A 21987-nucleotide genomic window follows, 5' to 3' on the forward strand; every position below is an offset into this window, starting at 1 on the left:
GTGGCACTAATTTTTTCCTTTATATGTTGACATCCTAAATATTAGATGTATAATTATTATTAAATTAAATTAATTTATGTATAAAAAAAATTTAATAATAAGTTTAAATATAAATGCAATGAAAGAGAAAAGTAAGTATAATTTCAATTTACAGAGAGCCAATGATGATGGAAATTTGGCATTTGAAACTACAGAAAGGAAGCTCTGGAGCAGTGGACTGAAATATTTGAGTACGTCCACCGGGAACTTGCCGTTAAAAAAGTGCAGTATTATTTGTACTGTTAATGAGTGGATTTAGGCATTTTAATATGTCTTTGCATCAATTTAGGTGGTACCGCGGAAGTTTACCTTTCGTCCTATTATAGTTATAGGACGAGAGGTTTTTTTGTTTTTAACTAATTAAAATCAACTAGTGTACAAAGGAGTACACTAAATATGTAGAGAAAGGATGATTAAAATGGATTATACAAAACTAGCAGATTTACTACTTCCAAACATTTTCAAAACTCCAGAATACTATAAAAATCTATACCCAAAAAGAAATCTTAAACCTAATGCTATGGTTACAAGATATGCCCCAAGCCCTACTGGTTTCCAGCATCTTGGAGGGGTATTCGCTGCTCTTATATCAGAACGAATGGCTCATCAAAGTGAAGGAATATTTTATCTTAGGGTAGAGGACACTGATAAAAAAAGAGAAATAATTGGTGCCATTGAAGATAGCATTAACACCCTACAGGATTTCGGAATTCATTTTGACGAAGGGGTCGTGGATTCTAATAGTGAAAAAGGTTCTTATGGGCCATATAAGCAAAGCGATCGAATGGAGATATATCACACCTTCGTAAAAGATTTGATTAAAAAAGGCTTGGCTTACCCTTGCTTTTGTACGGAAGAGGCACTAGAGGAAACTAGAAAAATTCAGCAGGGTCTTAAAATTAATACAGGATATCACGGAAAATGGGCTATTCACAGAAATGCTAGTTTCAATGAAATTAGTGAGAATTTATCAAAGGGCAACCCTTTTGTTATACGACTTAAATCCCCTGGTGATCCAGATAAAAGAATAATTTGTAATGATTTAATTAAAGGAACTATAAGTATGCCAGAAAATGATCAAGATATCGTAATCCTTAAAACCAATGGGCTTCCAACCTATCATTTTGCTCATGCTATAGATGATTATTTAATGAGAACAACCCATGTAATACGTGGCGAAGAGTGGCTTTCTTCTCTTCCTATACATTTGCAACTATTTGAAGTATTAGGCTTTCGTGCTCCAAACTATGCTCATATACCTACAATAATGAAAATGGATGGACCCTCAAAACGTAAGCTTAGCAAAAGAAAAGATCCTGAAATTCGTGTAGATTTTTATAAATCTCAGGGATACCCTCTTATATCTGTAACTGAGTATCTTATAAATTTAGTTAACTCTAATTTTCAAGATTGGAGATCTGCAAACATAAATGAGCCTTGTACAAACTTTATTATTGCCCTTGAGAACATGAGTAAAAGTGGTGCACTATTTGATATTTTAAAACTTAATGATATGAGTAAAAACATTATAGCTTCCATGAGCTCAGATACTGTTTATAACTTGTACCTAGCCTTTGCTAAAGAGTATGATACTGCAATTGCGAATATATTAATTGAGAATGAAGATTACGCTAAGCAAATATTTAATATTGAAAGAGAAAATGAAAAACCAAGAAAAGATTTTGTAAAATGGTTAGATGTAAGAGAACATATTGAATACTTCTTTGATGATTATTATAAAAACAGTATTAATGCTAGCAATAATTTTCCAGAGCATATGCCAATGGAGGAGGTAAAAATAATTCTTACTAGCTATATAGATATATATAATCATTGTGATGATGCAGACACTTGGTTTTCAAGGGTTAAAGAACTTTCCGAAAAACTTGGATATGCAAAAAATGCAAAAACCTATAAAAAGAATCCTGAGTTATATAAAGGCATAGTTTCTGATGTTGCTACAGTTATTAGAGTTGCCTTAACTAATAGAATACAAACTCAAGATTTATATGAAGTAATGCAGGTTATGGGTGAAAAACGTGTTATTGAAAGATTAAGTCAAAATTTCTTCCAAAATATTTAACAAGGAAGATATTGAAAGATTTTTATTAATATTATTGACAAATATTATTTAATACATTAATATATTAAATATAGAGATTATGTTCGGGTTACAAAATTGCATAAGTAGAGGGAGTAACTTCCTGTTTTAAACAGAATCAAAGTCGTCACCACGGATTAAATCCCGGCTTTGATAACTTCTAAAGTTTAGTGAGACTCTACAACTGGTATAAATACTAGTTGTAGAGTCTTTTTATTTTGTCCTGTTATTATAGTCAATAATCCTCATCTATACTATAAGGATTTTCATGATACAAATAGATAAGGAAAAGGAGGTTTTCTATGTAAATGTATCAGTCATTATTTCTTGGGTAACAATAAAACAACCACTACTGGATAAGGGGGAGTAATAATGAACACATTTTATAATCAAACATCAGAAGAAGTGATGAAAACTCTTGGGGTTAATGACAAAGGGCTAAATGATCCTGAAGCAAAAACCAGGCGGGAAGAACAAGGCTTCAATGAGTTAACTGAAGGTGCTAGAAAAAGCCACCTACAGATATTTTTAGAGCAGTTTAAGGATTTCTTAGTACTAATACTTATAGGTGCTGCAGCTATATCTGCCTTCCTTGGTAAGTTTGAAAGTACACTTGTTATATTTGTAGTTGTCGTTGTAAATGCTATCCTTGGAACTGTTCAACATGTTAAGGCGGAACAATCTTTGAAAAGCCTCAAAGCTCTTTCCTCACCTACAGCCAAGGTTTTAAGAAATGGTCAGAAGATAGAAATTCCTTCAAGGGAATTGCTCATTGGAGACATCATGTATTTAGATGCAGGCGACTATGTAAGCGCCGACGGTAGAGTAATTGAAAACTATAGTCTTCAAATAAATGAAAGTTCCTTAACCGGTGAGTCAGAAAGTGTTCTAAAAACAACAAATATAATAACTGATGCTAATGTAGCAATTGGTGATAAAAAGAATATGGTGTTCTCTGGGAGTTTTGTAACCTATGGAAGAGCTGTAATCTTAGTTACATCTATTGGAATGAAAACAGAAATAGGTAAAATAGCTAATCTTTTAGAGTCTGCAAAGGAAAAGAAGACTCCATTACAAGTTAACTTGGACAACTTCGGTAAAAAACTTGCCTTTGTTATCCTTGCAATATCTGCTCTTATTTTTGCCCTAAATATATTTAGAGGCTACGTAATTATAGACTCCTTCATGTTTGCTGTATCCCTTGCTGTTGCTGCAATACCTGAAGCATTAAGTTCCATAGTGACAATAGTTCTTGCCCTTGGAACTCAAAAGATGTCTCATGAAAATGCTATTGTAAGAAAGCTTCATGCTGTTGAAAGCTTGGGAAGTATTTCAGTAATATGCTCAGATAAAACTGGAACGCTAACACAGAATAAAATGACAGTTCAAAAGGTATATGTTGATGAAAAAGTAGTATCTCATGATGAACTTGATCATGAAAAACTTTTAGAAAAAAATCTTGTGCTAATGGCACTATTATGTAATGATGCTGTAACTGTAGAAAACAAAGAGATTGGTGACCCAACTGAGGTTGCACTTGTAAACCTAGGTGACATATATGATTTAGATGAGCTAGATGTTAGAAAAGACTATCCTAGGGTTTCTGAAGCACCCTTTGATTCAGATAGAAAGTTAATGAGTACAGCAAATATACTTAATGACAAAACTTTTATGATAACCAAAGGTGCCCTTGATGTACTTTTATTAAGAACAGTAAGTGTTGTTACATCAAGTGGAGTTAAACCCCTCACTGAGGATGATAAAAAAGAGATTGAAAGAGTAAATAGGGAGTTTTCTCAAAGTGGGCTTAGAGTTTTAGCCTTTGCTTATAAAGAAATTGAAAATGGAAAAACAATTGGCACTTCAGATGAAAATGACTTGATATTTGTAGGTCTAATTTCCATGATGGACCCGCCAAGAATAGAATCTGCAGCAGCAGTTGCTGACTGTATAAGATCTGGTATTAAGCCAATAATGATAACTGGAGATCATAAGATAACTGCTTCTGCCATAGCAAAACAAATAGGTATGTTAAATAATGAATCTGAAGCCATAGAAGGTTATGAAATTGACAATTTAAGTGATGAAGAGCTTAAAACTAAGGTGGAACATATTTCTGTATATGCAAGAGTATCTCCTGAGCATAAGATAAGAATAGTAAAAGCATGGCAAGAAAAAGGAAATGTAGTTGCAATGACCGGTGATGGTGTAAATGATGCTCCTGCTTTAAAGCAAGCAGATATTGGTATCGCTATGGGTATAACAGGCACTGAGGTTGCTAAAGATGCTGCTTCTATAGTACTTATGGATGATAACTTTTCTACCATAGTAAAAGCAATTTCCAATGGTAGAAGCATATACTCCAACATAAAAAATTCAATTAAATTTTTATTATCTGGAAACACTGCTGCTGTAATGTCTGTGCTTTATACTTCACTTGCAGCGCTTCCAATGCCTTTTGCACCAGTGCATCTTCTGTTTATCAACCTGGTTACAGATAGCCTTCCTGCTATTGCAATAGGTCTTGAGCCTCATAATAAAAATATAATGAATGAAAAACCTAGAAGTATAAATGCGCCTATATTAAGTAAATCCTTTTCAATAGAAATACTAATTGAAGGACTAATCATTGCACTAGGTACAATGACAGCTTTCCATATAGGATTATCAACAGGTAATAACTTAATTGCCAGCACAATGGCATTTGCAACATTATGCTTTTCAAGACTACTCCATGGATTTAACTCTAGATCACGTGAATCCATATTTAAAATAGGAGTTTTCTCAAATAAATATTTATGGATTGCCACAATACTCGGATATTTACTTTTAGAATTTGTATTAAGTTTTAAACCACTTATGGGTGTTTTTGAAATAGCTCCCCTAACTTTAAATCAGCGTGCTATAGTATATGGGCTATCCTTTATGCCTCTAATTCTTATTCAAATATATAAATTATTCTTTGTAAAAGCTAAAGCTTAAGTGCCACCCACGTAGCAAGTGGCAAGTTAAACTTGCCACTTCCACGTGGGTGGCACTTTGTTAAATCCCCCTTATTTCTTTCAAAAAACTATTTTTATCTTCTTCATCATCAAATAAAGAAAACCAATCACACACCGCAATTGCAAAATCCACAAAAGCCGTTCCTTTTGCTGTTATAATATTTCCATATGTTACAACCCTTTCTGACACAAAATTTTCTCTAGGAAATGGATCACTTTCTTTAAACTGTTCTTCATGATTTTTCGTCCATTGACTAATAGAAGTGGTATATTTTACATCATTTAAAACTCCTGCTTTTGCTAAAAATCTTGGTCCTGCACAAATAGCTGCTAATAATTTCCCTTTTACATTTATACTTTGAATAAGTTCAATAAGTTCTGGTCTTATTTCTCCATTCCAGCCTCCAGGAATTATTAGTCCCTCTACTTCTTCCTCTAAAACATCTTTAATTAATTTTAATGGTTTATAAATAATTCCTGATTTACTTTTTATTAATTTATCTTCATAGGCTATGGTTACTATTTCCTTCCCGCAATCTGCTCCTAAAAGATGAGTAACAAATGTTATCTCAAAGTCTGCCATATCATCGTAGATAAATACTAGTATTTTCCCCATATAATTTCCCCCTTTTGTTCTGGTTCTTATGTGATGCTTAAATTTATTATTAAACTTATTTTTCTCTATTTTAACATCTAGGGTCAAAGGTTTCAATAAACTAAATGTTTATATTTTGAATTTGTTATATATTTTCACTTAAGCTAATTGACAATACCTAGTATAAAGGATAATATTAACATATAGCTATTATGTAATACAAAGTAGGTGATAATTTGGCAAGTGATACTCAAATACTAAAAGGTCTATTAGAAGGCTGCATTTTAAAAATAGTTAAAGAGAATGAAACTTACGGATATGAAATATGCGAACTGTTAATGAACTATGGCTTTGCAGATATAACAGAGGGAAGCGTTTATCCTATATTAATACGACTTGAAAAGAAAAAATTAATATATTCTGTTATGAAAAACTCACCTTTTGGACCCAAGAGAAAATATTATTATTTAACAACTGAAGGGTCAGATGAGCTTGAAGCCTTTGTTATTTCATGGAACGATGTAAAGACAAATGTAGATAGGGTATTGGGGGGGTAGTTATGGTTAGAACTATTGTATTAATGCGTAAAAGAAGCAAGCTCCAAAAGGAACTGAATGACAGAGACCTAAAGAATTTTAATGATATTGCTTTGTACATTGGAATGTCATCTTTGCGTCCAATATAACAAGAAGTAGTATTTCAACAAGTCTTAGATATAATGCTCCAAGCAAAAAGTGAAGGTAAATTTGCAAGTGAAGTTATTGGTGATGATATAAAAGGATTTTGTGATTCAATAATTCTAGAATCAAACTACAATAGAGGTATTTTTCACAAATGTTTTAATTATATAGAAATTATTTTGCAGACAGGATTAGTTTACCTCTTAATGATGTTTATATCTAGTTTAATTAGACATGGGTGGAATAGTTCCTTAGAAAGCCAAGATGTGTTTTATATAGATATAGTTTCATTACTAAGTATGTTTATTGTTATCTTTTTACTAAATTTTTTCATAAGAAGAAAGCAAATCTTCAAGAGAAAGGCACAAATATCAGGCTATCTTGGGATTTTCTTGTTTATATGCATGTATTTATCTATCAGTATAACTGATATTATTAATAATAAGTTTCCGCAATTAACTACCACGCATATAATTCCAAATGACAATAAGATACTTTTATTAATTATATTTTTAATAGCCTTCGGACGCGATATATGGGATTTTATAAAAAGTATTAATAAAAAAATTTCATAATAAGTGCCACCCACGTGGCAAGTGGCAAGTTTCACTTGTCATTTTCCATGTGGGTGGCACCCTTTTTAGTTTTCTCTACTATTTCTTATTTCTTTTTGAACCTTTTTTAGTGCCTTCTTAGACCCTCTCTCAAGATCTCTTTTCAATTTCCGATGCTGATAATCCACAAATAATATATTAAAATCATAATCTGCTGGATATAAATCCTCAGCTTTTAGCTCTAGTTTTAACCTTTTTTCATTAACCTCTATAAAACCATCTTTATATAACACTGTTATATTATTAAAACTATCTGCTGGTTTATAAACTATAGCTGATTCTCTATAATCCATAAGAAGCACCGTATCACCTATTTTATATTCATAAGCTTTCACGTTTTGGATTTCTTCTTCAATCCTTTTCTTCTTAACTTTACTATCTTTAACTAAAGCTAAATTGTAATCCTTATGATTTGCATAGTGTTTTGCTTTTTCAAGAATAGAGTCTCTTATGCCCATTTTCTTAGAAATCCAAAGAGCATTACTCGCTCCTGATTTACCTATAATTAGCTTGTATAGAGGCTCTAGTGTATTGCTTTCAAACTGCATTGCTGCATTTTCAAAGTCGCTATGACTTTGTGAAAAATTTTTAATTTCCCCATAATGAGTAGTAGCCATAATAATGCACCCTTTATGATAAAGTTCTTCGAGTATTGCAATAGCAAGGCCTGCTCCCTCATTAGGTTCAGTTCCACTTCCTATTTCATCGCATAGTATTAAAGTAGATTTGTTACTACTATTAATTATGTCAGCTAAATTTTTCACATGTGAGGAAAAAGTGCTTAAAGAATTTTCTATGCTTTGATCATCACCAATGTCTACGAATATATTTTCGAAGACAGATATTTCAGTACCTTCCTTAGCTGCAATATGAATTCCGGATTGTACTGCTAGCATTAATAGTCCAACAGTTTTTAGCACTACAGTCTTACCACCTGCATTTGGCCCTGTTATTATTAATGCTCTATAATTTGTGCCAATATTAAAATCTAAGGGTACTATATTTCCTTTTAACAATGGATGCTTACCCCTAAGTATATTTATATATCCATGATCATTAATTTTAGGCTTTATTCCCTCTATTTCTTTACTATATTTAGCCTTAGCAAAAATCATATCATACTCTGCTATTACTTCTATGTTAATTTTAATTTCCCTCAAACTGTCAAACACTAGTCCTGTTAAATAAGATAATATCTTGTACTCTTCTATTGATTCCTCAGCTTTTAATACTATAAGTTCTGCAGTATTTTTTGATATAACACTTGGCTCTATGAATACAGTGGCGCCTTTGGAGGAAGTTTCTACAATTGTACCTTGGATCTGATTTTTAAAGGCTGCCTTTATGGGAATTGTGTATCTACCATTTCTCTTGCTTACGAAAAACTCTTGTATATAAGCTTTATTTGCACTATTTTTTAAAAACTTGTCTAGCTGTTCTTGTATTTTACTTTCCGTATTTTCTATATATCTTCTGATTTTTTTAAGTTCTTTACTTGCATTTGAATCTACTAGGATACCTCTTATAGAAAACTCAATTTCTTCCTCTAAGGATTTAAATTCTGTAATTGACTCGCCATAGCTACTTAAAGTTGGAGCGTAAAATTCCTTACCTTTCATAAACTCTTTAATTTTTCTACATCCTCTTAAAAAGTTACAAAGTGTTGTTAAGTCCTCTGGCTCTATTATTGCTCCCTTCTCAGTGTTCTCTATAATACTCTTTACATTGAATATTCCTTCCAATGGAATGTGGTGAGTAGCATCTAATAAAACTCTTCCCTCACTAGTTTCACTAAGCCTACTTTCTACAACCTTTAAACTGGTGCTTGGCTCTAATATATCTATTAAGTTTTTCCCAAGGCTACTTACACAATAGGATTTTACTATTTCCTTTAACTCGTTATATTGCAATTTATTTAAAGTATTTATATTCATTTTTATATCTCCTCATATTCAACTTTTTGTTATATGAAGATACTAATCCCTAGATAGATTTCATTAGCATTCTATATATAATTAACTTATTTTACAAATATTTTATTTTTCCATAAAACAAAAAGCCGTGGACACTACCACGACTAAAAATACGCAACTTGGTAAAAGGTAGACTAATCTATCTCTTCCTAATATAACAGTACTTTGTGGACTTGTATCTTCATAGATTTTCACTAAATAAACCCACAACAAACAAAGGTACACAATACCTCTTTTGAAAGATTTATTTAATTATAAAATTTAATCTATTTGGATACTAACACGCTCATAAAGCACCTCATTTTTTTATTTTAACAAAATCTATCTGATACTATTTTATTACATTTCTGCATGTATTGTCAATCAAATCTTTATAGTGCCACCCACGTGGCATATGGCAAGTTACTTGCCACTTGCCACGTGGGTGGCACTATCATGAAACTATTGTTCTACTTTCCATTTCCTTATCTTCTAATAGCTGATTTGTGTATAAGTTATAGTAATAACCTTTTCTTCTTAGCAGTTCTCTGTGATTTCCTGATTCAGTTATCTTTCCATTTCTTATAACTAGAATTTTATCTGCAGATACTATGGTAGAAAGTCTATGGGCAACCACAAAGCTAGTTCTATCTGATAGGACTTTTTCTATGGCGTCTTGTATCATTCTTTCTGTTTCAGTATCTATAGATGAGGTAGCTTCATCAAGAACAAATAGTGCAGGATTTGCTACAATGGCCCTGGCAAAGGATATAAGTTGTTTTTCCCCTGTGGATAGATTTCCTCCACCTTCACCAACCTGCGTATCATAGCCTTTTTCTAATTTGCTTATAAAGCTATGTGCATTTACAAGCTTTGCTGCATTTTCAATTTCATCAAAGGTTGCATTAAGCTTTCCATACATAATGTTTTCTTTAATGGTTCCACTAAATAAATGTGGGCTTTGAAGCACATAGCCTATATTGGATTGAAGCCAAAGCAGTGATCTTTCTCTATAATCTTTTCCGTCAATTAATATTTGTCCACTACTAGGCTCATAGAATCTACAAAGTAAATTTACTAAGGTGCTTTTACCAGAGCCTGTTTCTCCAACTAAGGCTATGGTTTGACCTTTTTTTACCTTTAGATCAAAGTTTTGAAATACTTTTTCTCCGTTTTTATAGGAAAAACATACATCCTTAAACTCAATATCTCCCTGTATTTCTTCCCAGTTTTCTTGCTTTGCATTAAATAAATCTCCGTATTTTGCAATAACCTCTTCCTTGTCCCATATATCTGGTTCTGTCTCTATTAAGTTTATAATTCTTTCTGCTGATGCCTGTGCATTTTGAAGTTCTGCAATGGTTCCAGCTAGCTGACTTACAGGATCAAAGAATTGTATGGTGTATGCGATAAACATTACATAAGTACCATAAGTTAATGATAATGATATAACATTATTTCCTCCTAGCCATAAAGCGAGCCCTGTCCCTATACTTCCCATGGATATAACTATTGGAAGAAATAGAGCGGAAAACATTGCTGCCTTAACAGCAGATTTTCTCATACTGCCAGCGTCTAGCTTAAACTCATTTAAATTCTCTTCTTCACGAACAAGGGTTTTAGTAGTTTTAGCACCAGATACCTCTTCACTAAAATCTGCTGTTAACTGCGAGTTCAATTTTCTTACTTTTCTATAGGATTTTAATATTTTCTTTTGAAAAAATATTCCTATTATAAACAAAGGTGGTACAACACACATACTTATAAGAGTTAGTTTTACACTATTATAAAGCATTACTCCTATAAATCCAGTCATCATTGTTAGAGCCCACACCATATCAATTAATCCCCAGGAAATTATTTCACTAAGTCTTGCTACATCCGAGGTCATTCTTGCCATAAGCCATCCCACGGAAGAGTTATCATAATATGAAAATGATAACTGCTGAAGCCTTTTAAAACCAAGCTTTCTTATATGATAAGCCAGGTGAGTTTCAATCTTTCCAGCATTTCTCACAAATAGTCTTACATTCAATGCTTGAAATAACACTGTGCAAAAGTAAACTAATGCAAATATTGGAAGTCCCTCTACAGTTTTTGCTACAATAAAATTATCAATGGCATATCTTGTAAGTAGCGGCAGTACTACGTCTATGCCCGCTACTCCCACCATTAAGAAACCTAAAAATACAAGTCCTCTTTTAAATTCTGAAAGGTATTTAAAGAGTTTTCTCCATATACCAATATCTATTTTTTCTCCTACTTTACTTTCTGATTCTTTGTTTTCATCCATTCTAGCCATACTATCATCTCCTTTTACTCATTACACGCTTTAGCTTCATCTTCAAACCCATCCAATGAAGTTTGTATTTCCCATATCCTCTTATAGATACCATCTTTTTTAATAAGCATTTCATGAGTTCCTATACATTCTATCTTTCCATGATTTAAAACTATAATTTTGTCTGCAGCCATAACTGTTGAAATTCTGTGAGAGATTATGAAGGTAGTATTATTTTCACTTTTCTTTTTAAGTTCTTCCCTTATAACTCTGTCAGTTTCAGCATCTACTGCACTTAGAGAATCGTCAAATATCAATATTGGCATGTCCTTTATAAGTGTTCTTGCTATGGCAACCCTTTGTCTTTGTCCGCCTGATAATGTAACACCTTTTTCTCCAACTATTGTGTCATAACCCTTTTCAAAGGACGTTATAACATTATGCACTGCAGCTACTGTAGCAGCATTGTGAATTTCTACATCCTTAGAGTCAAGCTTTGCCATTTTTATATTTTCCTTTATAGTTCGTGAATAAAGAAAGGGTTCTTGAAGCACTATGCCTACATTACTTCTTATGTGCTTTCTTTCAATGTCTGAAAGTTCTACTCCATCAATCTTTATAGACCCACTATTATAGTCGTAAAGTCTTAATAAAAGGTGTACTAGCGATGATTTACCTGATCCTGTTGGCCCAACAATAGCAACTGTTTCACCTTTCTTTACTGTAAAACTTATATCTCTTAGAATTTCATTGCCTTTATCGTATTCAAAGTTTACATTTTCAAAGCTTATTTCACCTTTAATCTCTGGTTTTAATGATTTCCCATATTCCCTCTCCACTGGTTCATCTAGGATGTTGCTAATTCTATCAAGAGAAACTGACATTTTTCCCATGTCCGATAGAATTCTCCCTAATTGTCTTACAGGCCATAATAACATTCCTTCATAGGTATTAAATACCACTAAGGTACCCAAGCTTATTTCTCCATTAACTGCAAAATATATGCCTGATACTAAAACCAGACCAATTTGAGTCATGCAAAGAATATCTGAGGTAGACCAGTAATTTGAAAGTAACTTTATCAATTTAAAATTTAAATCCCTATACTTTATATTCTCTTTTTCATATTTTTCAATTTCAAAGTTCTGTCTTCCGAAAGCCTTCACAACTCTAACTCCACTTAGATTTTCTTGAAGTACTGAAGTTAGAACCCCCTCTTGGGCATCTGCCTTTTCAAAGGTATTTTTAATCTTATGGAAAAATACATATGAAAATATAAATATAATAGGTACAATAACCATAGCTATAACTGTCATTTTTTTATTTAAAGATAACATCATTATTACTGCAAAGGTTACTATAAAAAACGCTCTTCCTATTTCCACCATTTGAGATGCAAAGAATTTTCTAACTGTATCCACATCAGATGTACATCTTTGAATAAGATCCCCGGATTCTGCTTTTATATGATATCCATAGGGTAAATTCTGAATGTGATCATAAAGTGCCACTCTCATATTCCTTGCAATGTTTTCAGCTGCTTGTGCAGAAAGTCTTCCCCTTAAGAATAAGAAAACACCTCTTGTACAAGTTAATGTTACAAGAGCTAAGGAACATATCCATAGGTTTCTCCAAAGTACCTTTGTACCACCAACTAGAAGCACTAATTTTTCTATAGGTGCTGGGACATCTAGTGCTTTACCTCCTATTATGGAATCTATTGTTACTTTCATAACCATAGGCTCAACCATTGCTACAAAGGTAGCTGCTGCTATTGAAAGAATTGCTGCCATATATAATAATCTATTTCCCTTCGTTAACTTTAAAAGTTTCTTCATATAATCTGCCTCCCGTCTCCCTTTTTAATAAATACCACTATAAATGTCTTTGTAATTTTTAATATGCTGCTGGTATATCTTTAGAGAACTCAAGTGTAATACTTAGAATTCCAGCCCCTAAATTTTTTGCAATAATAATTTTTAATCATTTTCTTCACTCCTTCTTTTTGATAAAACAAAAAATTTATTTTATAAAAAATCAAAAAGCCGAGGAACATATCCCACGGCTTTTTAAATATAAAATTAGCTATTAAGTATATACTAGAAATTTTACATAGTACTACCTTTAACACTAATAAAAAAAGCCATAGGTACACAACCCTTGGCTTCAATAATTAATATAAATAACAAAATTGCTAAATATTAAAAACCTATACCAGATCGTGTTTATATAATTGATTAAATCTCATTGCAAAATTTACATTTTCAAATGCAAATCTCTTATATCTTAACATAGTCACGACCTCCTTTTTAATATTAGTTGTTACCAACAAAACCATTATATACCTTAATTACATTTATTGCAATATGAAATTGTAATAAAATTCAGAAACCTTTTAAAATATATTTTCTAGTTTCTTCTTCGGCATTAGTATAAGCCATTCTCATCTTATATCTAAATTCATCCTCTCCACTGCAAAAGGCTGGAATTCCTAAGGTCTTTATAATGCCGCATTTAACTTCAGGTGTTTCATAGGAAAAAGACATGTTTATTATATCATCATCTATTTCACTTGAATATTCAAATTCTTTCTGTAAATCTTCAATGGTTTTTAAGGATTTTCGCTGAACTTTAGCTTTTCTTCTTATATTATTATTTTCATCCCCACTTCTTAAAACTCTTAAAGCCTTTAAAAATTCTTCTTTATCCATTCCTCTTAGTTTTAAAATTACAAAAGGATCTTTATCCAGTTCAAGCCCAAGCATATAATGAACTGCTGCTATATGTTTACATGGATTTGCAGCATCAGGACATGAGCACTCTGTTATTAAATGTATTTGTTTTTTAGGAAAGAGAGAAACTCCACTTTCCTTAAAAGCTTCTTCTATATTTTCAGGCATTTCTCCATTTAAAAGCTTAGCACAAAATATAGCCTTCTTTGACATTATACTCATAATCTTTTCCCACTGCTGCTTTGAAAAACTATCAACTTCCATATTTACCTTGTAAGGTGTTAGTTTACCACCTTGAACTTCCGCCTCAATTTCTCCCTTTGAAACCTCAATACTAAGGACATTTCCAGCCCTTGCGTATTCTCGCCCTTTATCCATTCTAGAACTTGTAGTAAAGCTTGAAATTGCATTGTTCCACTTTTTAGACCACCAGTTACTTCCAAACTCATTTCTTATTCTAGCCGTCAAAGCATTCACACCCCCTTACAATGATCAATTTTCAATGTTCATTGATCAATTCTTAATTATCATTCATCATCCATTATTAATCACTGCTCATTGTATCTTCCTGTTCTCCCAGTATAAATAATTCTCTAAGTTCATCATTGCTCATCTCTGATATCCAGTTTTCGCTTGTAGAAACTATGCTTTGCGCAAGGGCCTGTTTTCGTTCTAGCATTTCATCAATCTTCTCCTCAAGTGTTCCCATACATATAAACTTATGTACATGAACATTCTTAAGTTGGCCTATTCTAAAGGCTCTATCCGTTGCTTGATTTTCTACAGCTGGATTCCACCATCTATCAAAATGGAATACATGATTCGCCTTTGTAAGATTTAGTCCAAGTCCACCAGCTTTTAAAGATAGTATAAATATCATAGGCTCATTGCTGTCATTTTGAAAAATACTAATGAGCTCTTCTCTTTTCTTTCTGCTGGTTCCTCCATGTAAAAATAACGTTGTTACCCCTAACTTTTTCTCAAGTTCTGATTTTAATATATGTCCCATTTCTGCAAACTGTGTGAAGATTAAAGACCTGTCTCCTTCTTCTATAACAACCTCTAGCATATCTATTAGCCTTTCAAGTTTCCCAGATCGTCCTTCAATTTCACCATTGTCCTTTAAAAACTGCACAGGATGATTGCAAATTTGTTTAAACTTTGTTAAGGAAGCAATAATCATACCTTTACGTGCAATGCCTTGTGAATTATCAATTTTATCTAAGCAATCCTTTACCACAGCCTGGTATAATGTAGCCTGTTCCTTTGTTAAAGGCGCATATTCCTTAGTCTCAATTTTCTCTGGCAAGTCCTTTATGATATTTTTATCAGTTTTAAGTCTACGCAGTACAAAGGGTGTTATTAGTTTTTTTAGTTTATTACTTTTTTTAGAATCCCCATCCCTCTCTATAGGAACAGCAAACTCATTTCTAAAGGTTGACCAATTGTATAAATATCCTTTATTTAAAAAATCCATAATAGACCATAAATCTGAAAGCCTATTCTCAACAGGTGTACCTGTTAATGCAATTTTATATTCTGCTTTAAGTGTTTTTATATGTTGTGTTTGTTTTGTTGAACTATTTTTAATGTTTTGAGCTTCGTCTAATATAATCCCTGCCCACTTCTGATTTTGAAATAAATCCTTATCCCTCACCATTAGAGCATAAGTTGTAATAATGACTTCATTTTTACATATTTCCTTGCTAAATGTCTCGTATCCCCATCTATTATTTCCGTGATGAATGGCGCATTTAAGCCCCGGTGCAAATTTTTCAATTTCCTTTTCCCAATTACCTACAACAGAGGTAGGGCATATTATTAAAGTAGGCTTATCCGTTAGCTTCTTCTCACGTTCGTAGAGCAAAAGGCATATACTTTGGATGGTTTTACCAAGTCCCATATCATCAGCAAGGCAAGCACCTATACCATGACTTCTCAAAAATGTTAACCAGTAAAAACCTCTTTTTTGATATTCACGAAGAGTTCCAACAAATCCCTTAGGTATAGGAACCTCCTCTATTTTATTTAAGTTAAATAATTTCTCAAAAAAATGCCCAACGGCTGCTTGACTCTCTATAGCATCAACACTAACTCCTGGAATTACCTCTTCCTCACCTAAGTTAAGTCTGAGAAGTTCCCCAATATGAATTTTACCATTTAAGCTTTTACTTACTTTCATTTTGGCAAGGGCTTTAATTTGATGAATGTCTACCTCTACCCACTGGCCCCTCAATTGAACAAATGGTACTTTTAAATTTGAAATCTTTTCAAATTCCTTATCACTTATATCACTTCCGTCTAATGCCAACTTCCAATCATATTCAAGAATAGTGTCCATATTAAACATACTCTTTGCTGCTATATTATTATTTTTGCTTCCATTTTTATCTTTTAACTTCACAGAAAGCTTTGAAGGTTTTTTCCACCAAGCTGGAGCTATAATACCAAATCCTTTTTCTTTTAAAAAGTAAGCAGATTCCCTTAAAAATGAATAAGCTTCTTCTACAGAAAGCTTACATTCTACTGGAACTGCATCGTATAAACTCCTCTCAATGGGAATAAATACCTTTGATGCAATTGCCAAATCCTCTAAAAGTCTTTCTTGAGGATTATTAAATTTTTTATTTAAATAGGTAATAGTATCCACAGATTCTTCAAAAATCATCTTTGCTGGTAGCATAAGACTAAGATCATCCTTAGCTTGAAGCAAATATTCGATTCTCCAATCCTCATCCTTTATAGGTGGAACAACCTTGAAACATGTACGAAATTTAAATTTACTATTTTTAATCCTTATAGGCTCTATCCATTTTTTATACTCATTTAGCATTTTAATTTGATCACTTATACCCACAGGTATCTCTGGTAATTTTGAAAAAAGAGAATTCATCCAAATGCTACTTAAATTATTAAAGGAGTACTCTAAATAACTGCCATCTTTGTTTATTTCAGAGCAGCTACTTCTCACCATATCGTCAATGATGGTGTCCATGAAATTGCTTAATAATTTAGTGCTATTTGTATACACAAAGTCCTCGCAATCTAAAGGAAAGTATGCCCTGCATCCTGTAGGCATGCCACTACATAGAGCCTTCTTTTTATCAATATACTCAGAATCGCTGGTATGCCATCTCCACTTAGAATTTACTTTTTTATGTGTTCTATCTATAGTTAAAGAAGGTAAATATTTATGTTTTATAATAAGTTCCGCTGTAAACTTTGAAGCTGCAATCCAAAACCTTAACTCCTGTGATAGCTCCACATTCATTATAGGCTTTTTATCTATATTTAAAAGCATGTGAAATGCATCTAAGTTACTAAAAGTGATGCCCCTAATTTCTCTCTTAAGAAGCTCCTTTTTTACCGTATCGTATTTATATTTTCCACACTTTATTTCTAAAGCTGAATTATTTATCTTGTTACGCACTTCTGTAACTGAAGACATCTGTTCATATAGTGGATGTGCATTTTTAGGTACTCTTCCCCTTCTTGCACACTTAGTCTCTCCACTCTCGCCCCACAATATAAATGTGTGCATACCCTCGGTAGCTTCTATCCATCCGCCATTTAATATCAATTTTATTCACCCTCTATTAATGCTACTAATCTTTTAACTCATCTTATATAGTTTACCATATTTAGCAGAAAGATTTCACTTTATATTGAGTTTTATTATTCCAAAACTACACTAAAGAACTTTATTTTAATAATTCATATAAAAATAAAGTTCTTTAGGTAATATTCGATATATAATGTATATACATAAGTTCTTTAATAATTCTCAATTTTTTTATTAAGCACTATCTTTATACCTATTTGAAAGTGAGGGAAATCATGAATAATAACATACTATTAGAATCTGGAACTGGCGAAGTTGAAATACTGGAGTTTGTGATAAACCATAAACATTATGCCATTAACATTATAAAAGTTAAAGAAGTCATAAATGCAACAAACCTTACAAAACTCCCTGATTCACACCCTGCCGTAGCGGGACTTACCTTATATAGGGATAAAATAATAACGTTAATAGACTTAAAATATGTTTTAGAAAAACGTTATAAAGATGAAGTTAATGCAAAGATCATCCTTTGCGAATTTAATAAGATTGAAGTAGCCTTTAGTATTGATAGTATTGTAGGTGTTCATCGTATTAAGTGGGGACAAATAACAAAACCTGATGATATATCTGTTAATTCACTAGTTATAGGAAATATTGTTTTAAACGATAAAATAATATTACTACTGGATTTTGAAAAAATAGTTACTGATATCAGTCCTTCTACAGGAATTAGTGAAGATAGAATAGTGGATATAGATTATAAAGACAGATCTAAAGTTAAACTTGTTTTAGCTGATGACTCTCCTTTAATTAGGAGACTCCTTAAAGATACCCTTCTTAAAGCTGGATTTAATAATTTAAAAATATTTGATGATGGAAAACAAGCTTTGGATTATTTGCTTACTTTAGCTGATGAGAAAAACAGAGATTTCATGGAGGATGTTCATGTACTTATAACCGACATTGAAATGCCTCAAATGGATGGTCACACATTAACAAGAAAGATTAAAGAACACAATATTCTTCAAAAATTACCTGTTATATTATTCTCCTCATTAATTACAAGTGATTTGAAACATAAGGGAGAATCTGTTGGTGCAGATGCTCAACTAAGCAAACCAGAAATTGGTGAACTAGTTACATGTATTGATCAATTTACCAGCCTTATTCGCAAGTAAAAAACTCAATATATTCAATCATAAACGCTGTGAATGTTAAATTCACAGCGTTTATTAATTTAGATTTTTATTTTGAATATAATACCTCAATGTAATTGATAAAATAACTTTGTACCAGAATTATAACCTAGCATAATATAATATGATATAATATAATACTATTAGGTCATGCTACTCCTAGTAAGCTATAATGAAATTAGCACACAAATAATATTATGTAAGGATTGAGTATTATGGAACTTATGTATTTAAATGATTTTATAAAAATAATGATTGCTTGTACTTTGGGAGGTATAATTGGTCATCAAAGGCAACAAAAGGGCATGTCTATGGGTCTACGAACACATGTAGTTGTTTGTGTAAGTGCTACTTTAGTACAAATAATTTCTATAGATTATAACTTATTAAATAACGCTAACATAGATGTTATGAGACTGGGCGCACAGGTTATCTCCGGAATAGGATTTTTAGGCATGGCTAGTATTATCAGGCATGGTAGAGCTGTTGTAGGATTAACAACTGCTGCAAGTGTATGGTTTATTGCTTGTGTTGGACTAGCTGTAGGTAGCAATTTGTATATCCCAGCTACAATGGCTACAGTTGTGATTTTCCTTATTTTAAGGGATGTATTTAATTTTGATAAAAGAATAAATAGCAAAAGATCCTTAAGAAGCGATTATGAATTAGAGCTTATTTTAAAGAAAGATATAAATAATAAAAGTAAAGTCAGTGAAATTTTAAGTTGTATTTCTAGCCTAGGAGCTGATATTTCTAATACCAATATTAGTGTAGAGGATAATGATACTATGGTACTAGTTGCTATAATCTCTTTTTCTTCAAAGGAGGAATATAAAGAACTAATTAACGTTCTATCTGAAAATGAATTTGTTAAACAAATAAAAATAAGTTAAAGCAGCCTATTTGGGCTGCTTTAAACACTCCATGGGCCATTCCAAAAAATATTTAGTTTATTAGAGATTATAATTTGAAGGATTCTAAACAAAAGGCAATAATTTTAAGCATTGAAACAACAGACTTTTAGTAAGTGAGGAACATGGCATTCGCCATGCCTCACAATTACCCCAGAGGTGCAAATTCTTCCATAAAAGTGCTAAAACTCAACACTTCTCATACGTAATATATTAACTTAGTTCATAATCTAATTTTACTTTAATATAAAGTCTACAGCTTGTACTAATTTATCATTTAAATCATCGGGGTACCAATGACCTATTCCATCATTAATATAATATTCGTATGGAACTCCAATATCCTTAAAGTCTTTCATCATTTCATCCACTTTTTGCACCGGCACATCCTTCTCGCCTTCTATAAACACACCTTTTACACCTCGATGTAACAGCTCTTCAATATTGTCTTTTGTAAATGAATTTGGCTTGGCTGAGCATAGAGCAATAAATCCCTTTACTGGAACAGTATTAGTTATTGCAATATCTATAGCTGCTGTAGCTCCGCCTGAGAATCCCCCAATTATGATACTATTCTCATTAATTGAATACTCATTGCTTATAGCATCATAACATCTCTTAATCTCATCATGTTCTGAATCATAACATTCCCTAATTTCATAACTACTTTGTGATATTGGACGTATCTGTTCTGAATCTGGCCAATTTTTCTGATCAGGACTATAAAAAACTGTTTTTGTCCATGAATAACCATTGTGGCTGATTAATTGACTTGATTGAATATAAACAACAATGAAGCCTTTATTTAATAGCTCTTCAGCTTTCCAAAACTCTTTGTGATATGCTATATTATCTCCATCACCATGTAAATTTATAAATAAAGGGTACCTTTTTCCTTTAGTATAGTTTTGAGGCAATAAAACCTCCCATTCTAGACTTAAATTTTCTTGTTGCCGACTTCTTTGAAGATTATTTTTCTCTCTTAATTTTGTGTAGTCCTTACTTTTAGTAAATGGATCAGAGAATCTACTCCAATATAAAGGACATACATAACCTCTATCAACTAAGTATGTTAAATCTTTTAGACACTCATCATATAATTTTGATTTGCTATTAAGTTGAGCTTTATCTAGTATAATATTAAATAAATATTTTTCGAACTCTTCTTCTGGAAGACTTTTCATTCCATTTTTTAATAAAGTTAAAGCTTCCATATACTTTCCTTGAGAAAAAGGTACAGAATACTCATTCTCTAACTCTTTAAAACTATTGTATTTCATATACAATCCCCCCACTATTTTCGTAGTGTCAAAGTTTATGTTAAGAAACTTTGGCAAAGCCATTTATTTTTTTATATTCTATCTATGCTAAACTTGAACCCCTTTGTTTTCATTCGCTTTTTACTTTTTAATAAAATAAGTAATCTAAGCAAATTTGAAAACTTACTCATTTGTCATTCCTCCATTTTGTTCAGAATATCATAAATTAAATATACTTTTTAATTCCCTCTTCTAATTCGTCAATATAGGATATGTTATTTTTTAGATTTAAAAGTAGCTCTTCATCTTTTGGCATTTTATATCTATGTGCTAATCTATTTCTTAACCGTCTTGAAGTTATATAAAAATTCATGAAATTATCACTTACATTATTTGATTTTTTAATTATTTCCATTCCCTCTATTGCTTATATATCGATCCTAAATTTATTGATGGCTTTTAAATTTATAGATATGTAATCCTCACATAATATGTGAAAATCTAAGAAGTATGCTCTAATACTGTGATATAAAAGTTTTTTCATTTTTTCATCTTCACAGCATTCTGCAATATCTATACATTCTATAATATCATTTTTCAATTCTTTAAAATCTTTTAATAACTTTAAAATTCTATCCTTATTAATCAATTAAGTCACGCTCCCTCATATGAATAAAATCAGTGTTTTCCTTAAAAAAATTTTCAATCCAATCATACATTTTTTCATAAGAATTATCTTTATTATAAATAACTATGGCCTCATTAAAAATATTTTTTAATAACATCCTGTCAGTCTCTTTATTTATTCTAATTAAATCTACATTTTTTTCTAATACGGTTTCTAATTTTTCTTCAAGAATCAACTCATCATCTATGGTCAATTCTCCAATTATAAATATATCATAATCTGAATCTTCTCTATGGTCCCCTCTTGCTCTACTCCCAAACATGCCTACTGAATCCACATTGTATGTTCGCACAAGTTTTTCTATTAAATTATTTGTATCCATAGCCCAAATCACTCCTTTAGTTCCACCCACGTGGCAAGTGGCATGTTACT

General features: G+C 31.9%; 17 protein-coding genes and 1 other annotated feature. Of the genes, 7 read left to right on the forward strand and 10 right to left on the reverse strand.

Going from position 1 to position 21987, the window contains the following annotated elements; translation table 11 throughout:
* The first annotated feature begins 109 nt into the window (after positions 1-109).
* Positions 110-362, forward strand: a binding site (T-box leader).
* 95 nt (positions 363-457) lie between these two features.
* Positions 458-2122: a glutamate--tRNA ligase gene (gltX, locus tag LGK97_RS06200; RefSeq protein ID WP_226258882.1), complete on the forward strand. Its 1665-nt coding sequence runs from the start codon at positions 458-460 to the stop codon at positions 2120-2122.
* 390 nt (positions 2123-2512) lie between these two features.
* Complete coding sequence (locus LGK97_RS06205; protein ID WP_226258883.1) at positions 2513-5122, forward strand: cation-translocating P-type ATPase; 2610 nt, start codon at positions 2513-2515, stop codon at positions 5120-5122.
* A gap of 60 nt (positions 5123-5182) precedes the next feature.
* Here LGK97_RS06205 and LGK97_RS06210 read toward each other — a convergent pair whose 3' ends face one another.
* A complete protein-coding gene (locus tag LGK97_RS06210; RefSeq protein ID WP_226258884.1) occupies positions 5183-5758 on the reverse strand; it encodes a DJ-1/PfpI family protein in 576 nt (191 codons plus the stop codon).
* A 215-nt stretch (positions 5759-5973) separates the two neighbouring features.
* Here LGK97_RS06210 and LGK97_RS06215 point away from each other — a divergent pair, with 215 nt between their 5' ends.
* Genes LGK97_RS06215 through LGK97_RS06220 form a run of 3 tightly spaced genes read left to right on the forward strand, consistent with a single transcriptional unit; the run spans position 5974 to position 6992 of the window.
* Complete coding sequence (locus tag LGK97_RS06215) at positions 5974-6294, forward strand: PadR family transcriptional regulator (protein WP_226258885.1); 321 nt, start codon at positions 5974-5976, stop codon at positions 6292-6294.
* A gap of 2 nt (positions 6295-6296) precedes the next feature.
* Positions 6297-6422: a hypothetical protein gene (locus LGK97_RS19760; RefSeq protein WP_264174976.1), complete on the forward strand. Its 126-nt coding sequence runs from the start codon at positions 6297-6299 to the stop codon at positions 6420-6422.
* A 33-nt stretch (positions 6423-6455) separates the two neighbouring features.
* On the forward strand, positions 6456-6992 hold the full coding sequence (locus LGK97_RS06220) for a DUF1048 domain-containing protein (protein ID WP_226258886.1): 537 nt from the start codon (positions 6456-6458) through the stop codon (positions 6990-6992).
* Between the two features lie 65 nt (positions 6993-7057).
* Here LGK97_RS06220 and LGK97_RS06225 read toward each other — a convergent pair whose 3' ends face one another.
* The 5 genes from LGK97_RS06225 to LGK97_RS06245 all read right to left on the reverse strand — a co-directional run bounded on the left by LGK97_RS06225 (position 7058) and on the right by LGK97_RS06245 (position 17576).
* A complete protein-coding gene (locus tag LGK97_RS06225) occupies positions 7058-8965 on the reverse strand; it encodes an endonuclease MutS2 (RefSeq protein WP_226258887.1) in 1908 nt (635 codons plus the stop codon).
* Positions 8966-9437: 472 nt separating this feature from the next.
* On the reverse strand, positions 9438-11285 hold the full coding sequence (locus tag LGK97_RS06230) for an ABC transporter ATP-binding protein (RefSeq protein WP_226258888.1): 1848 nt from the start codon (positions 11283-11285) through the stop codon (positions 9438-9440).
* 14 nt (positions 11286-11299) lie between these two features.
* Positions 11300-13102, reverse strand: a complete 1803-nt coding sequence (locus LGK97_RS06235) for an ABC transporter ATP-binding protein (RefSeq protein ID WP_226258889.1) — start codon at positions 13100-13102, stop codon at positions 11300-11302.
* A gap of 546 nt (positions 13103-13648) precedes the next feature.
* Positions 13649-14464, reverse strand: a complete 816-nt coding sequence (locus LGK97_RS06240; RefSeq protein WP_226258890.1) for an SWIM zinc finger family protein — start codon at positions 14462-14464, stop codon at positions 13649-13651.
* Positions 14465-14540: 76 nt separating this feature from the next.
* A complete protein-coding gene (locus tag LGK97_RS06245; RefSeq protein WP_226258891.1) occupies positions 14541-17576 on the reverse strand; it encodes a DEAD/DEAH box helicase in 3036 nt (1011 codons plus the stop codon).
* 257 nt (positions 17577-17833) lie between these two features.
* Between LGK97_RS06245 and LGK97_RS06250 the strand changes: the two genes are divergently transcribed.
* Together LGK97_RS06250 and LGK97_RS06255 are read left to right on the forward strand one after the other, a co-directional pair.
* Entirely contained in the window at positions 17834-18739 is a 906-nt protein-coding gene (locus LGK97_RS06250; protein ID WP_226258892.1) for a chemotaxis protein, read from the forward strand.
* A 233-nt stretch (positions 18740-18972) separates the two neighbouring features.
* The gene (locus LGK97_RS06255; protein ID WP_226258893.1) at positions 18973-19650 is read left to right on the forward strand and encodes an MgtC/SapB family protein; all 678 of its coding nucleotides are present in this window, start codon (positions 18973-18975) and stop codon (positions 19648-19650) included.
* Between the two features lie 254 nt (positions 19651-19904).
* On the opposite strand, the gene LGK97_RS06260 is transcribed toward LGK97_RS06255, so the two are convergent.
* The 4 genes from LGK97_RS06260 to LGK97_RS06275 form a co-directional block, all read right to left on the reverse strand.
* Positions 19905-20948 carry an alpha/beta hydrolase gene (locus tag LGK97_RS06260; RefSeq protein WP_226258894.1) on the reverse strand — a complete coding sequence of 348 codons (1044 nt, stop codon included), beginning with the start codon at positions 20946-20948 and terminating at the stop codon, positions 19905-19907.
* Positions 20949-21153: 205 nt separating this feature from the next.
* Entirely contained in the window at positions 21154-21342 is a 189-nt protein-coding gene (locus tag LGK97_RS06265; protein ID WP_226258895.1) for a hypothetical protein, read from the reverse strand.
* Between the two features lie 12 nt (positions 21343-21354).
* Entirely contained in the window at positions 21355-21576 is a 222-nt protein-coding gene (locus LGK97_RS06270; protein WP_226258896.1) for a hypothetical protein, read from the reverse strand.
* Positions 21569-21937, reverse strand: coding sequence for a nucleotidyltransferase family protein (locus tag LGK97_RS06275; protein WP_226258897.1), 369 nt, complete (start codon positions 21935-21937; stop codon positions 21569-21571). Before LGK97_RS06275 ends, LGK97_RS06270 begins: the two co-directional genes overlap by 8 nt.
* Between the last annotated feature and the right edge of the window lie 50 nt (positions 21938-21987).

The sequence above is a fragment of the Clostridium sp. CS001 genome, assembly GCF_020443565.1.
In the GTDB taxonomy this organism is placed as follows: Bacteria; Bacillota; Clostridia; order Clostridiales; family Clostridiaceae; genus Clostridium_AD.

Coding starts and splice junctions, on each gene's coding strand:
- LGK97_RS06265 (WP_226258895.1), bottom strand. CDS start 21,342: ATGGAAATAATTAAAAAATCAAATAATGTAAGTGATAATTTCATGAAT.
- LGK97_RS06230 (WP_226258888.1), bottom strand. CDS start 11,285: ATGGCTAGAATGGATGAAAACAAAGAATCAGAAAGTAAAGTAGGAGAA.
- LGK97_RS06210 (WP_226258884.1), bottom strand. CDS start 5,758: ATGGGGAAAATACTAGTATTTATCTACGATGATATGGCAGACTTTGAG.
- LGK97_RS06220 (WP_226258886.1), top strand. CDS start 6,456: ATGCTCCAAGCAAAAAGTGAAGGTAAATTTGCAAGTGAAGTTATTGGT.
- LGK97_RS06205 (WP_226258883.1), top strand. CDS start 2,513: ATGAACACATTTTATAATCAAACATCAGAAGAAGTGATGAAAACTCTT.
- LGK97_RS06255 (WP_226258893.1), top strand. CDS start 18,973: ATGGAACTTATGTATTTAAATGATTTTATAAAAATAATGATTGCTTGT.
- LGK97_RS19760 (WP_264174976.1), top strand. CDS start 6,297: ATGGTTAGAACTATTGTATTAATGCGTAAAAGAAGCAAGCTCCAAAAG.
- gltX (WP_226258882.1), top strand. CDS start 458: ATGGATTATACAAAACTAGCAGATTTACTACTTCCAAACATTTTCAAA.
- LGK97_RS06225 (WP_226258887.1), bottom strand. CDS start 8,965: ATGAATATAAATACTTTAAATAAATTGCAATATAACGAGTTAAAGGAA.
- LGK97_RS06235 (WP_226258889.1), bottom strand. CDS start 13,102: ATGAAGAAACTTTTAAAGTTAACGAAGGGAAATAGATTATTATATATG.
- LGK97_RS06250 (WP_226258892.1), top strand. CDS start 17,834: ATGAATAATAACATACTATTAGAATCTGGAACTGGCGAAGTTGAAATA.
- LGK97_RS06275 (WP_226258897.1), bottom strand. CDS start 21,937: ATGGATACAAATAATTTAATAGAAAAACTTGTGCGAACATACAATGTG.
- LGK97_RS06260 (WP_226258894.1), bottom strand. CDS start 20,948: ATGAAATACAATAGTTTTAAAGAGTTAGAGAATGAGTATTCTGTACCT.